We start from the raw sequence: 14,378 nt of genomic DNA on the forward strand, positions 1-14,378 counted from the left end.
ATATATAGCGGGCAGTAGAGAAAGGAGTATTTTGCTTAACGCTCTGCAGAGCATCCTTGAAAAGCTTTTGTCCGTTTACGGCACAGCACGCGGATCAAGGTCAGTAAGGAGACGGCAAGTAAGATGGATCCTGCAAGAATAAAGGCATTCATCCCAAACCATTCGTAACCTAAAATACCGATCAATCCCCCTATAAAGAAGGAAATGAATGAGGTCACATAGACGCTCAGGAGATAACGGAACTGCTTCATTTGTGCCGGAGGATGGCGCATGATCGGGTGCAACAGCAGGTTAGCCAATACAATCCCTGCATCGGTTAAAGTACCTGTCACATGCGTGGTGCGTACTTTCCCTTGCGAAAGCTGGGTGGAAGTCGCGTTATGCGCACCGAGCAGAAAGCTTAAGCCAAATAGATAGTAGCCGTGCTGTAAGTCTTGGGGATACCAGAAGCCAACGACGACTGGGGCAATAAGCAGTATGCCTTCGATTAACAAGATATGTGCGTAAATAGTCCGAACATTCAATTTTTTCGCAAAGGATACCGCAACCCGTGAAGTAAAGGCGCCTGCTAGAAAACAGGTAAGCAGTAAAATGAGTGGGATCATCTCTAATTTATCCCACTGTAATAACTCTTGAGAAAGCTGTGTCGCATTGCCCGTCATATTCGAGGGGAACAGACCAAACGCCCCCAATGCCAATACATTCAGCATTCCTGCGCATCCCGCTAACGCTACGGCAAGCTGGCGGTCTTCGTTACCGGTACGGCCAGATTTTTTATCTATAAGCATAATTTTACCCTCCCTACCAGAGTAGGAGCTTTACAAAGACCGATTTTCTTATAAGGAAGGCACCTAATTAATCAGTAAGTTCAGTAGCAGACTGACTTTTCTTACTTTTCTTAGCCGCGCGAGCGTTAAGCGTTCGTTGTAAAGGACGCAAGCTATATATTCGTGGTTTTAATACAACACGGTGCATTCGACGAATCCGGCGACCTCGTTTAATTAAGCGTGGTCGTTCTAACCATAATTTTAAGCCGATCACCGTGATAGCGAGCAGAGCGGTAATGCCGTTTGCCATCATGACAGGGATATCGTGGACGCGTAAGCCATACCCCGTCCAGCAGGCGACGCCGAAGAACAGTGCAGACCACATGCCTAAAGAAAGGGCTTTAGTTTCTTTATTTTTAACGATATGAAGTACTTGAAGGCAAAACGACCCGGTAGTCACCCAAGCTGCTAATGTCCCCAGCCATACAGGCCAGGGAGTAAGAACCGCTATCGATATCAACGCTAGAGCAATAGTTATCGCAACAATAAAAATATTTTTCATGATGTTATAGGGATTCCCCTAAAGTGCTTTCAACCTGCTTCACCGCCCCACGTAAATCCTCTGTGAAGGTCGGATGTTCGGCTAAGCTGCCCATCAAGGCGGAGGATTGAGCAAACGCTTTGAGGCTATCCTCTTCAGCAAAGATGCTGTCGAAAGGAACACTCTCAATCGCCCTATCTTGGTATTCAAAAGGAAGCGTTCCCGCCGCGCGGCGTTGCATAAAGAGATACCACAATGCGACTAATACTAGCGTCGCCTTGGGGACTTCTCCTTGTTGATAGCGTGTTTTAAGGGTAGGCAAAATAAATTGCTGTAACTTGGCAATGCTATCAGACGACACGCGCTGGTTGGTATCGCGTACCTTAGCGTTACTGAAACGATGGAGCGTCGTTTTACAGTATTCATCGAGGTCGATCTGTCCTTTCGGTAGGGCTGCGGTAACGTCTTGCGCGATATAGTGACGGATCCACTCTTGAACCTGCGGCGTCAGACTTTCGTCAATAGATTGCGCTCCCAGCAACGCCCCAGCCCAAGCAATCCCGCTATGACTCGCATTGAGCACACGGATCTTAGCTTCTTCAAAGGGCAGGACATCTTCGACAAATTCAACGCCCACCCGCTCAAGCTCTGGACGACCGGCGATGAAATCATCTTCGATTACCCATTGTGAGAACGCTTCGCATGCAACCGGGACTTGGTCGTTATCGATGCCTTGCTCGGCCAACCGCTCAAGCAGTGTCTCGTCAGTTTGAGGGGTGATACGGTCGACCATGCTATTTGGTGTACTGATCGAGCTTTCGCACCATGCGGCTAACGCCTTATCACCTAATGCCGCGATATACTCATTGAGCCCGGTACGCAGGCAATCGCCATTGTGACGCAGGTTATCGCAATTGAGTAAGGTAATGGGACCAGCTTGTGTCGCTAAACGTTGCCGTAAAATCGCCACAAGTACACCGTAGACCGTAGAAATAGCATTGGATTCCGCTAACTCTTGAACGATGACGGGATGATTTAGGTCAAGATGCCCATCATCTTTCAAGAAATAACCGCCTTCGGTTACGGTGAAAGAGATAAGTTTTGTTTCAGGATCCGCACCCACTTCGATGAGTTGCGATAAATTTTCATCCCAACGGATCACTTTTTTTATTGCGGTGATGGTTTGATAATCGATATCGCCATCAGGGCTAATGACTTCAAGGGTATAAACACCTTGTTGACGACCAAGCTGATCAAGCGTGGCTTGGCTTGAGCTGTTACGAATATTACCTAGAGCGAGTGACCAGCGGGTATCACCCAGTTTATGAAGTTCGTTAAGATACCAGCTTTGGTGCGCACGATGAAAAGCGCCCGCGCCTAAATGTAGCCATGTTGATTGGTGTGAAGGTGTACTGTGTGATGAAGTTTGCAAAGGGCATCCTTAGTCGCAATCGACAATTGTTACGTTAGAATGTTACTGGTAACCATAGCACAATTAGTCAAAATGCAAAGTTTTAGGCCGAAATAAGTGATGAATTACGGAATGAGAGGTAACTAAGGCTTTACTTTGTAACAAAGTTTGATAAACAGTAGCCTAACTTAATTATAGACAGGTTTAGACGGCTTCGAGGGCAATATGGGTGAAATTTTCCAGCATTGGGATTGGGTCGCTATCTTAGCGCAGATCTTATTAATCGATTTACTGTTGGGCGGGGACAACGCCGTCGTCATTGCTATGGCATGTCGCGGGTTACCCGAAAATTTACGTCGCAAAGCGATTGTTATTGGTACGTTGGGCGCGATCGTGGCACGGATTGTGTTGTTGGTCGTTGCCGTTTACCTATTAACATTACCAGGACTGAAATTAGTCGGTGGCTTATTACTGTTGTGGATTGGCTATAAGTTAGTTTCTGGTGAAGAAGAGGGTGATGAACAAGGAAAAACGTCCTCGAGTCTTTGGAAAACCGCGCTAACCATCACTATCGCGGATGTCATCATGTCCTTAGATAATGTGTTAGCGGTAGCCGCCGCGGGTCGGGGGCACTTAATCATTGTGGCGGTGGGCGTATTGTTAAGTATCCCGATTATTGTCGCGGGGAGTCGCTTAGTCCTACATCTGCTGGATCGTTGGCCAGTCATTATTCTGGCGGGTGGCGCGTTAATTGGCTGGATAGCGGGTAGTATGCTACTGACGGATCCACTGTTACATCCGTATGTGGCAGGTAAAGACCTCGCCTTTTATGAACATTGTGCAGGGGGAGTGTGTGCGCTGCTGATCTTCATCATTGGTTGGTTTAAAACACGCAAAAGCGCATAACGAAATAGAAGAGGGTGAATCCCAACTAGGGGGTTCACCCTTTTTTTATGTGTCGGTTAACCGAAACTATGCGGTGCCCGTTCCGCCATCAGAACACCATACTTGCCCTGAGGCGAAAGAGTTTTCGTCAGACGCTAAGGTGACATACAGAGGAGCAATCTCTACCGGTTGGCCAGGACGGGCAAGCGGAGCCTCTTCCCCAAAATGGGCCACTTTTTCTTGCGGCTGCCCACCACAAACTTGTAGCGCTGTCCAATAAGGGCCAGGGGCGACTGCATTGACACGAATCCCCTTGGGTCCGAGCTGTTTCGCTAAGGCTTTAGTGAAAGCAACGTTACAGGCTTTGGTCTGAGCGTAATCGAGAAGGATATCACTCGGTTTAAAGGCTTGAACGGATGATGTATTGATGATTGCCGCGCCTTCGCCTAAATGTGCGACGGCTGCACGAGTAATCCAAAATGGCGCATAAACGTTAGTTTTGAACGTGGCATCGAATGATTCAGTAGTCAATTCGCTGATGCTCTCACAGAACTGTTGACGGCCTGCATTGTTGACCAAAATATTTAAACCGCCCAGCTCCTGAACTGCTTTGTCGACTAAAGTTTTACAAAAGGCTTCGTCGGTAATGTCTCCGGGGATAGCAACAGCGTTGCGCCCTTCAGCTTTGATCAGCTCAATCACCTCTTTGGCGTCACTCTCTTCTGCCGGCAAATAGTTGATTGCCACATCAGCCCCTTCCCGCGCATAGGCGATGGCGACTGCACGGCCAATTCCCGAGTCCCCGCCAGTAATGAGTGCTTTTTTACCGGCTAATCGATTATGTCCTTGATAACTTTTTTCACCATGGTCTGGTAAGGGATGCATCGCGGACGCTAAGCCAGGAAATTGCTGAGGCTGTTTGTCAAAAGGCGGACGTGGAAAACGTGTTTTTTCAGTTGACATCATTGACTCCCTTGGTGTGAAAAATGAGAAACCTCCGTTAAGGGTAGACTTAATTACGCGGCTGTGTGGCAAAGTTAACGAAATTTTTTGTGATCTTGATCACTGATGGCAGGGAGAAAAACACCGAAATGACGATCTTTAGCCACACTTAATGGGCTGACAAATACTTTCAAGGAGCCACCGGTGAGCCACTTTTTATTCAATAAAAAAGCAACAATCGTCGATCAAGCTATAGAAGGCCTTATCCGTACTTCTCCCCATCAAAATTTAGCGCGACTGAAAACGGACGACGGTCTGCGTAGTGTTGTACGTCAAGATTGGGACAAGTCGAAAGTGGCTATTATTTCCGGTGGTGGTTCTGGGCATGAACCAATGCACGTCGGTTTTGTGGGGAAAGGGATGTTAACTGCAGCAGTGTGCGGTGATTTATTTGCTTCGCCTGGCGTTGACGCGATCTTGCACACCATCGTTACCGTAACAGGAAAATCAGGGTGTCTACTGGTAGTAAAAAATTATACGGGCGATCGGCTTAATTTCGGTCTAGCCGCCGAAAAAGCACGGGCGCTGGGGTTTAAGGTCGAGATGGTTTTGGTCAAAGACGATATCTCCTTACCTAAAAATCCTCAGCCGCGTGGGCTGGCCGGGACAATACTCGCGCATAAAGTGGCGGGCTATCATGCCGAGAAGGGGAAATCACTCAAATACATTGTTGAGCAAACCCAACAGCTACTCGATAACGTCACCACGCTCGGTGTTGCGCTCTCTTCTTGCCATCTGCCCGGTAGTGATGAGCCGGACGGGATCCCGAAAGGAAAAAGTGAACTCGGTATGGGGATCCATGGTGAACATGGTGTTGCCACGCTCGAGACGCAAAACAGTAATAAAATCGCTAAACAACTCGCCAAAACCTTACTCAAACATATTGGTGAGGAAGATAACTTACTCCTACTCATCAATAACCTTGGCGGTCTTTCAGTGCTGGAGATGGCACTTGCCACGCAGGAAGTTTTACAAACGCCTTTAGCCGATCGAGTTAGTCACATTCAAGGACCCGGCACGCTAGTGAGTGCGCTAGATATGAAAGGGCTTTCTCTGACTGTCGTGCCCCTTAACAGCAAACTCCTGACAGCACTTGAGGCACCAGTTACTGTAGCCGGATGGTTACCTATCACGGCCTGTCAGACAATGCAGTGGCAAGAGGCCGATGCGCTTCCTCAAGTTGAACTAGCCAAACCCTCGCAGAATGCGCACGTTGCACAAGTGGTGAAAACGGTTTGCCAAGTATTGATTGATAGCGAGGACGAGTTAAACAAACTCGATAGCCAAGTAGGTGACGGGGATACCGGATCAACCTTGGCAACTGGCGCAAGCTTTGTATTAAAAGCCCTTAAACAGAAAAAACTTCCTTTAAACGACCCCCAAGCACTGTTGCATTGGTTAGGAGAGAAGATCACGACGCCAATGGGCGGATCGGGAGGCGTGTTACTTTCATTACTCTTTAGTGCCGCCGCGGCTGCGTACCCGGATACAAAAAATTTAGGGGCGAGTTTGTCTGCCGGGTTACAGAAAATGAAAGATTACGGCGGAGCGGATCAAGGCGATCGCACGATGATCGATGCTCTTCAGCCCGCTTTCGAGGCGATGGAAGCGGGCAAGAGTGGCGCAGCAGTCAGTAAAGCGGCAACCTCGGGCGCTGAGTCGACGAAAAAAATGGAAAAGGCCAAGGCTGGGCGTTCATCTTATTTGAATGCAGAAAGCTTGAAGGGGCATATGGATCCAGGAGCCTACGCGGTGAGCAAAGTCTTTGAACAATTTAAGGATAAAAAAAATTAATCATAGAGCGGCGATTTGATGAACACATGGCACAGCAATTTTTCATCGCTGTGCCACGATATTAAACGTCTAGATGAGGGAACTGATCCCCAAGACCTAAGTAAGCGTGGACTGCGCAATAACCAAAAAAAGCTAAAACTATAGCAAAAATTGCAATGGAACCGATTTCAAATGCGAGCGTAAAATGGCGTTTAGTCATAATTCCCTCCAGTACCCAAAAGTCTTTACCCTTTGAGCATAGCAATCTTATTTGACGAAACAAGGCTGTTTTACACTTGGAAATATATTAAGAATCCTATTCATATAATCAGCTATTTTAATTAACATTAGTTACTATTTTGAAATAATATCCTCGTGTTCAGTGCGGGTTTTGCTCTAAAATGGCGCTCTAGGTGACAGTGCGTCAACATTAAGTTAAACGCCATTACGTATTTACATATTTAAATGTATAAATATAATAAGCCTACATTCACTGACTCTTGAGTACGCTATGCAGCCAACACTCTTTACTCCCCTCGCATTGGGGGAGTTAACTTTACCTAATCGGATTGCACTTCCGCCATTAACTCGCTGTCGTAGTGCGCAGCCAGGCAACGTGCCTAATGAAATGATGCGTGACTACTACCAACAGCGTGCTAGCGCAGGATTTATGGTCACAGAAGGGACACAAATAGAGCCTAGAGGGCAAGGATATGCATGGACCCCTGGCATCCATACCGCTGAACAGATTGCAGGATGGCGCCAGGTCACCCAAGCCGTGAAGGCGCAAGGCGGCACACTATTTTGTCAGTTGTGGCATGTCGGGCGGGTATCGCATCGCGCATTGCAACCTCAGCAGCAGGCTCCCATCGCCCCTTCAGCGATAGCGGCGACGAATGTAAGAGTCTTTATCGAAACGGCGCCAGGTGAGGGCGAGCTGGTCGCACCGAGTGAACCGCGGGCTTTAGAGACTGAAGAAATTTCCCAATTAGTCGAAATGTATCGCCGCGCTGCGGTCAATGCTAAGCAAGCGGGATTCGATGGTATCGAGCTGCACGCTGCCAATGGCTATCTCATTAACCAATTTCTCTCGGTTCACACCAACCATCGGTCTGATCACTATGGGGGAAGTTTGACAAATCGGCTACGTTTTCTGAAAGAGGTCGTCGAAGCGGTTTCTACCGTGTTTGATAGTCGCCAAGTTGGGGTACGTTTCTCACCACTATTTTCGACGACAGAAGAAGACCGTGTCTATTTAGGTTTGGTCGAGCCGGACCCCGCAGAAACCTATCTCACTGCGGCAAAAATGTTGAATGAAATGAACATTGGTTATCTCTCCATTGCCGAAGCGGATTGGGACAATAGTCCGGCGTTACCGGAGAGTTTCCGTTTTGCGCTACGTCAGGCATTTACCTCAGTCATTATGGTGGCGGGCCGCTATGACCAGGCTAAAGCTCAGCATGTTTTATCGCAAGGATGGGCTGATTTAGTTGGATTTGGAAGGACGTTTATTGCGAACCCCGACCTCCCTGAACGTTTGGAGCGTGGGCTAGCCTTAAATCCAGTTGAGTTAAGTTCTTTGTATGGTGGGACGGCGAAAGGGTATACTGATTATCCAACCATTGATGGATAAATGATGAAAGCCGATGCTTGCTGAAAATGCGATGAAACTCTTAACCAACCCATTGAGGGTGGCCATTTTAACCTGGTTGAAGCAACCTGACGTCGCGTTTGCCGCCTATAGCCAATTGTATCCCTATGAACAATATGGTGTCTGTGCGAGCCTTATTCAGGACAAAGCAGGGCTTTCACAACCTGCCATTTCCCTCTGTTTAAAATCGCTCCAGGAATTAGGCGTGATTGAAGCAGAAAAAGTGGGAAAATGGACCTATTATCGGCGAAACGATAAGAATATTCAGGAAGTCGTCGCGACGATCACCCAGCAATTACAGCAACTCTAAAGTAGCCGTCTGGTGACGGCTACTCACCTTTTAGTGATGACGCTGCGCGCAAAACATCACCGTATCCGTTGTGAACGACCCGTCGTCCTGTAATTGGAAATAGGCGTGTACTTGGCTCGCTACTGCTCGTTGTAAAGAACGGATAGTGTCAACCGTAGAGGGGGGTGTTTTCATCCGCGTCACCCACTGTTGGAAATCCAAGCTCAGCTGTCCTGTAATCAATTGTTCAATACGAAAGCCACTTTCTGTCGCCATTTGTAGCCATTCCCCAGGTGAGTAATCTCGTACATGAGAAGGGTCGCGAAGCACCTCAATACTCTGTAACCATACGTCGTAAAGTGGGGAGCCTGGAGAGGCGATATCCATCATGATAAGTGTTCCACCGGGTTTTAAGACGCGAAAAACCTCGCGTAATGCTTGTGGAACATCCTGCCAATGGTGAGCTGAGTAACGACTGATAACACAATCAAACTGATGATCTGCAAAAGGTAACGACTCGGCGACCCCTTGTTGACAGTCGATGTTTGTCAGCTTACGACACTCGGCCGTTTCTTTAACCACTTTTAGCATTTCGCTCGATAAGTCATAAGCGGTGACCTGTCTGACGAATGGCGAGGCGGTGAAGCTAGCGTGCCCAGCCCCACATCCGATGTCTAAGATATGTCCTGCCCCAAAAGGGGATAGCCACTGTTGTAAACGCTGTAAATCTTCGCCAGCGGCATGGACAGAACTGGTTAAGTAGGCGCTGGCTTGCGGGCTAAATTGGTCGGAAATGCGTTGCGCATGGGCGGTATTGCTCATGGAGTACCCCTAATGTTTATCTGGTTGTTGACGACAGGCTACTCACTCTATTATACCGGTACAATACCTGTATTTATCCTAGTATAAAAGGTAATAGGTTATGGTGGAGAAACCTCAACACGCTACAAAACAATTGGGTGAGTTTTTACGTCTTAGACGAGAACAACTCAGCCCAGAACGCGCTGGGTTGATTAAAGGACCCCGTCGGCGTACACCAGGGTTACGTCGAGAAGAGGTCGCTCAACTCAGTTATGTCAGCACTACGTGGTATACCTGGCTAGAGCAAGGTAGGAGTATTGCGGTGTCCGCTCGTAGTTTGAGTAATATTGCGACGGCCTTACAGCTCTCCTCGGCCGAGCGAGAGTACTTATTTAGCTTAGCGGAATTAATGGATCCGCTTAATCTCGTCACGCTCTCTTCTGAATTCGACATGCACTCGATAGTGCAAATGATGACAACACCGTGCTATATCATGAATGCAGCCTGGCAAGTGATCGCATGGAATGAACCAGCGGCAACACTCTTCAGCGGTTGGTTAACGACTGGCGAAACGCCGAATATGCTTGAGTTCATCTTTACCAATCCTTTTGCTCGTCAATTGGTGGTGGATTGGCCTGAGCGAGCCCAACGGATTGTGGCTGAGTTACGGGCAGAATCCATTCATTTGCAAGCCATAGCGCCATTAAACGTCACGATTGAGAGTTTGTTACAGCAGAGTGAAGAGTTCGCCCAGTGGTGGCAAAAACACCACGTTATCCACCGAGAAGGCGGACAACGTTGTTTCCAGCATCCGCAGCAGGGACTGCTCCATTATCAACAGACTACGTGGCAGTTGGCCCCAGACCCAACGATAAAACTTGTTACGCTTATCCCGCTTTGCGCAAACGGGTCCACCGCTAGCTAAACAGGTTTATGCACAGTGACTCGATCAGCTGTTCGATATTCACTAGAAGGATGTCAGCGTCACGAACTGGATGCGTTGACGTTCATCCAGGGTGAAAGGAAGCCTCGTCCGTTACGGGGGAAGAGTCTACAGAGGAAGTAAGGAGGAAGCCCGACAGTAAAGGCTTATCCTCCTTATTTTTTTAGATTAGAAATGCACGTTAGCGGTCAGCATCCAAGTACGAGGTGCACCAGGCGTATAACGATAACCACTGCGGTTTAGCGCTGCGATATATTTCTTATTCGTTAGGTTATAGACATTAAGTTGAAGGTCGAGATTAGGATTGATGCGCCATGCTGCCATCGAATCGGCAACCCAGTAATGTCCGACCGAAGAAGGGGTTCCCGTCGCGCCATCCTTGATCTTATGCATGGTGCCGACATAGCGAGCACCAACACCGACAGTAACATTATCCAGCACATCCCAGGTCGCCCAAGAAGTAAAGGAGTGTTTAGGCGTGAAAGGAATCGCCGTTGAACCGTCATTGGTACTACTCGTTTTATCGGTGCGAGTATTTTGTTGAGCGTAACCCGCCATCAGGTGGATTGTATCGGTGACATCACCCGCAGCGCTCAGCTCATACCCCTCTACACGCTTCGAACCATTTTGAACATATTCATTAGTGGTGGCATCAAGCTCTGCATCATTTTTAATGTTGGTTCTAAAAATAGCGGCACTCAGTAGGAGTTTTTTATCAAATAATGACCATTTTGTTCCAACCTCAGTCGTCTCTGCTTTTTCGGGACTAAAGTTGATATTTTCGCCGCCACGAGAAGTCCGGTCGGTCGAATCATTCGTCAGTTTAAAATCAACGCCGCCTGGTGGCTGTTGGGAAACCCCATAGTTGGCATACAGATTACCGTTCTCAGTGAGGTGATACAGCGCACCAATTTTCCAGTTAAACAGGTTATCCGACTGCTTCAGGTTACTATGGCCGGTGGCACTGTCTGCAATGTAGTGCGTTTGATAGCTGTCGACACGTAATCCACCGTTAAGCGATAAGCGATCGGTCAACGCCAAGGTGTCGAAGGCATAAACGCCTAAGGTATTGGTCCGGCCACGCGTCGCATAGGCTGTGGTAGGGGAGACGGTAATGTCTGAAGAGGGATTGAGAAGATTGACACTATTCGAGGCAAAAGCATAAGGATAACTATTATAATTTTCCTGCGTCAGCTCCACTCCAGTACTCACGGTATGAGCGACGCCCAACGTCGAGAATTTCGCTGTCAAATTGGTTTGGTTGGTGAGGATCTTATTCACGGTATCGCTGGCATTCATCAACCGAGTACCGTACACCTCACCATTAACGTTGCTAAAGGTTCGTCCCATTACCGCAGATAATAAATAGGATTGGCGGATCTCTGACCAACGCGTGGTGTTAGTCAGGGTGAGGTTATCATTGAAATCGTGTTCGAAACGCGAGGTAAAGGTATCTTGTACATCGTGTTCATAATCTGAATCGGTGCCATAGAAGGTTTTGCGCGAAACCGGCGAGGCGCTATTCAATAGGGCATTGGTACTGCTGTAGCCCGGTAAACCAACGGTATAAACACCACCGTCTGGGGTGCTGTCTTGCTGGACATGCAGATAATCGAGATAAAGGCGTGTTGAAGTGCCAAGTCCAAAGGCAATAGAGGGGGCAATACCATACTTTTCGTGGTCGACGTCGTTACGTCCTTTCGTATTACCTTTATCGCCCATCACATTCACTCTGAAGGCGGTGGTGTCGTTAATCATCTGATTATAATCGAGGGTACCCCGACGTTCCGATGCGCTACCATAACCCACCGAAGCGTCAACGCCTGTGTACAGTTCGGGTTGTTTACTCTCCATATTGATCGAGCCTGAAGGCGCCGTTCTACCGTAATCTGAGCCAGAAGGACCTTTGATAATCTCGATATTTTTCGTATTAAAGGTATCTCTTGTAATACTTCCAATATCGCGCACACCATCGACATAGATACTGTTTGACGTATCGATCCCCCGCATCATGATGGCATCGCCCATATTGCTTGAGCCATTTTCCCCAGAGAAGAACGCTCCAACTCCGGGAGAGTTTTTTAAGGCATCGCTGAGGGTATTGGCTTGCTGCTCATGTAACACCTTCTGAGGGACGACTTGAACTGTGCGCGTTGTGTCAGCAATGGGGGCCGTGAATTTCGTTCCGGAGAGTTTTTCCGGTGCATACAGTGAAGGAAGCGCATTAGCTGAAACGACAATATCGTCGTTTTTTTTCAAAGAGGCTGTATTTTCAGTAGCCTGTGCATTCATGATCATGCCAGACAAACCCGTAAATAAGGTGACTTGGCTTAATACCTTTAGCGATGGCGAAACGTTATTTTTATTTTTCATTATTGAATTTAGATGAGTTTATTAATGTTAATCATTATCATTACTATTCAATAACAATGTAAGCTTTTATTTACATAAGTTTACATATTAATGCATTTTGAAAATACTATATTTTTCAGTGGATTATGTTGTTTTTTTGTTAAAAAATAAGTGTAGTGAAGTAATGAAGAGGATATTAGTCAACTCATTGTAAAGGAGTAAGAGTAACGAGTTGGATGCAATAACTGGCTAACTGAGCACCACTGTTTATCTATTTTTTTATACTCACCTTGGGTGAAGAAGCCGCATAAACCGTTTTAAATTAAAACAATTTCTTTATCTTTAGGCGCCGGTCAGCGCATGATGATGATGAATCATGCGCTGCAGAGCAAATTATCTTTACACCCGAAATAGGTATTAATACTAGTAATAACCTACCAATAGCTCTATTTATAAGGTGCTGAATATCAATGCGAATTCTCGCTCATTTTAAGTAAGACCGGATAACGGTAATCACCTCGTCTAAATCATTTTTTCGTGTGTCGCTGTCGGCATGCTCATCAAGTAAGTGTTCTCGTATATGATCCTCCAGTAACTCACTCATTAGGCCATTCACAGCCCCTCTTATTGCCGCGACTTGTTGTAATACCTTTAAACAATCCTCACCTGTCTCAACCGCGGTTTCGAGTGACGAGGCCTGCCCCTTAATGCGTCTTATACGGGTGATAATCGCTTTTTTATTTTTAATTACGTGTCCCATTCTCACTCTCCTGTTGATCATTACTATACTGGGGTATAGTATATTTGTCGATTTCATGGTCCATTATTACTGATTACAATTCCTTTAGGGGATTTTTATGGTCGATTTTTCGACGCTACTTTCGCAGGGTAACTCGAGTGCTTTACTGTTCATACCCAGTGCAATTCTACTTGGTGCTCTCCATGGCTTAGAGCCTGGCCACTCTAAAACAATGATGGCTGCATTTATCGTGGCGATTAAAGGTACGGTAAAGCAGGCAATACTCTTGGGTGTCGCCGCGACTATCTCTCATACCGCTATCGTCTGGCTTATCGCAATGGGAGGGATGTATCTCAGTAAGCAGTTTACCGCTGAAGCGTCGGAGCCTTGGTTACAGATCATTTCAGGGGGCATTATTCTACTGACTGCAATATGGATGTTCTGGCGAAACTGGGCCGAATACAAGGAATGGAAAGTCATAAGACATATCCATCACCATGAGGAGAACAGCGGAAAAAATATCGATACCGGCCACGGTATTATCAATATCGCTATGGCTGAGGTTGAAGGATGTCACCGACTCGTCTTCAAGACGCTAACAGGTCACGCTTGGCATGCTGAGGATATCGTTATTCATACCACTCGCTCGGACGGAGAAAAGAAAACCTACTTCTTTATCCAAAAAGGAGGGGGTATTTTTTCTGAGGGAGCAGTAACGGAGCCAGATCATTTTTCTGCCAAGTTAGAATTAGGGCATCGAAATCATCTCCACAGATTCGATTTCACACTAGGTCACCATGACCATCCCGAATTGGAAGGACTTGATAGTGCTTCAGATGAATACCAAGACGCGCATGAAAAAGCCCATGCGAACGAAATTAAGCACCGTTTTCACAATAAGAATGTAAGCAATAGCCAAATACTTTTATTCGGTTTAACCGGCGGATTAATACCATGTCCTGCGGCGATAACCGTCTTATTAATCTGTATTCAAATGAAAAAAGTCACCTTGGGTGCCACTTTAGTCTTTTGTTTTAGTATTGGTTTAGCCATTACGCTACTCACTGTGGGAGTAGGGGCGGCCCTCGGCGTTAGACATTTAACTCGACGCTGGAATGGTTTTTCCTCTTTTGCCCGTGTCGCCCCTTACTTATCGAGTCTCCTTATTGCTGTAGTAGGGGTGTATATGGCTATTCATGGCTTAACTGCAATCATTGGATAAAA

Annotated in this window: 13 protein-coding genes; 6 read left to right on the top strand and 7 right to left on the bottom strand. The window is 47.0% G+C overall.

Features of this window, described 5'->3' with window-relative positions:
- Positions 1-35: 35 nt before the first annotated feature.
- From QJR74_RS01845 to dalD, 3 genes are all read right to left on the bottom strand, one after another.
- Positions 36-788 (bottom strand): YoaK family protein, encoded by a 753-nt coding sequence (locus tag QJR74_RS01845; RefSeq protein ID WP_304372924.1) that lies wholly within the window; start codon positions 786-788, stop codon positions 36-38.
- Between the two features lie 67 nt (positions 789-855).
- On the bottom strand, positions 856-1,329 hold the full coding sequence (locus tag QJR74_RS01850) for a SemiSWEET family sugar transporter (protein WP_304372925.1): 474 nt from the start codon (positions 1,327-1,329) through the stop codon (positions 856-858).
- 4 nt (positions 1,330-1,333) lie between these two features.
- The gene (dalD, locus tag QJR74_RS01855; RefSeq protein WP_304372926.1) at positions 1,334-2,740 is read right to left on the bottom strand and encodes a D-arabinitol 4-dehydrogenase; all 1,407 of its coding nucleotides are present in this window, start codon (positions 2,738-2,740) and stop codon (positions 1,334-1,336) included.
- Positions 2,741-2,944: 204 nt separating this feature from the next.
- On the opposite strand from dalD, the gene QJR74_RS01860 reads away from it, so the two are divergent.
- On the top strand, positions 2,945-3,625 hold the full coding sequence (locus QJR74_RS01860; RefSeq protein ID WP_304372927.1) for a YjbE family putative metal transport protein: 681 nt from the start codon (positions 2,945-2,947) through the stop codon (positions 3,623-3,625).
- 66 nt (positions 3,626-3,691) lie between these two features.
- Here the strand turns inward: QJR74_RS01860 and QJR74_RS01865 are convergent, their stop codons facing one another.
- Positions 3,692-4,567, bottom strand: a complete 876-nt coding sequence (locus QJR74_RS01865; protein WP_304372928.1) for an SDR family oxidoreductase — start codon at positions 4,565-4,567, stop codon at positions 3,692-3,694.
- Between the two features lie 183 nt (positions 4,568-4,750).
- Between QJR74_RS01865 and QJR74_RS01870 the strand changes: the two genes are divergently transcribed.
- From QJR74_RS01870 to QJR74_RS01880, 3 genes are all read left to right on the top strand, one after another.
- Positions 4,751-6,400: a dihydroxyacetone kinase subunit DhaK gene (locus QJR74_RS01870; protein ID WP_304372929.1), complete on the top strand. Its 1,650-nt coding sequence runs from the start codon at positions 4,751-4,753 to the stop codon at positions 6,398-6,400.
- Positions 6,401-6,890: 490 nt separating this feature from the next.
- The gene (locus QJR74_RS01875; protein ID WP_304372930.1) at positions 6,891-8,012 is read left to right on the top strand and encodes an alkene reductase; all 1,122 of its coding nucleotides are present in this window, start codon (positions 6,891-6,893) and stop codon (positions 8,010-8,012) included.
- A 13-nt stretch (positions 8,013-8,025) separates the two neighbouring features.
- Positions 8,026-8,340 (top strand): ArsR/SmtB family transcription factor, encoded by a 315-nt coding sequence (locus QJR74_RS01880; RefSeq protein WP_304372931.1) that lies wholly within the window; start codon positions 8,026-8,028, stop codon positions 8,338-8,340.
- 30 nt (positions 8,341-8,370) lie between these two features.
- Here the strand turns inward: QJR74_RS01880 and QJR74_RS01885 are convergent, their stop codons facing one another.
- Positions 8,371-9,141: a class I SAM-dependent methyltransferase gene (locus QJR74_RS01885; RefSeq protein WP_304372932.1), complete on the bottom strand. Its 771-nt coding sequence runs from the start codon at positions 9,139-9,141 to the stop codon at positions 8,371-8,373.
- Positions 9,142-9,241: 100 nt separating this feature from the next.
- On the opposite strand from QJR74_RS01885, the gene QJR74_RS01890 reads away from it, so the two are divergent.
- Positions 9,242-10,045 carry a helix-turn-helix transcriptional regulator gene (locus tag QJR74_RS01890; protein WP_304372933.1) on the top strand — a complete coding sequence of 268 codons (804 nt, stop codon included), beginning with the start codon at positions 9,242-9,244 and terminating at the stop codon, positions 10,043-10,045.
- 186 nt (positions 10,046-10,231) lie between these two features.
- Here the strand turns inward: QJR74_RS01890 and QJR74_RS01895 are convergent, their stop codons facing one another.
- Together QJR74_RS01895 and QJR74_RS01900 are read right to left on the bottom strand one after the other, a co-directional pair.
- The gene (locus QJR74_RS01895; protein WP_304372934.1) at positions 10,232-12,436 is read right to left on the bottom strand and encodes a catecholate siderophore receptor Fiu; all 2,205 of its coding nucleotides are present in this window, start codon (positions 12,434-12,436) and stop codon (positions 10,232-10,234) included.
- A 463-nt stretch (positions 12,437-12,899) separates the two neighbouring features.
- The gene (locus tag QJR74_RS01900) at positions 12,900-13,175 is read right to left on the bottom strand and encodes a metal/formaldehyde-sensitive transcriptional repressor (protein ID WP_304372935.1); all 276 of its coding nucleotides are present in this window, start codon (positions 13,173-13,175) and stop codon (positions 12,900-12,902) included.
- A gap of 97 nt (positions 13,176-13,272) precedes the next feature.
- Between QJR74_RS01900 and QJR74_RS01905 the strand changes: the two genes are divergently transcribed.
- Positions 13,273-14,376 (top strand): nickel/cobalt efflux protein RcnA, encoded by a 1,104-nt coding sequence (locus QJR74_RS01905; RefSeq protein WP_304372936.1) that lies wholly within the window; start codon positions 13,273-13,275, stop codon positions 14,374-14,376.
- Positions 14,377-14,378 lie beyond the last annotated feature (2 nt).

This window comes from Tatumella ptyseos (assembly GCF_030552895.1).
Taxonomy (GTDB): domain Bacteria; phylum Pseudomonadota; class Gammaproteobacteria; order Enterobacterales; family Enterobacteriaceae; genus Rosenbergiella; species Rosenbergiella ptyseos_A.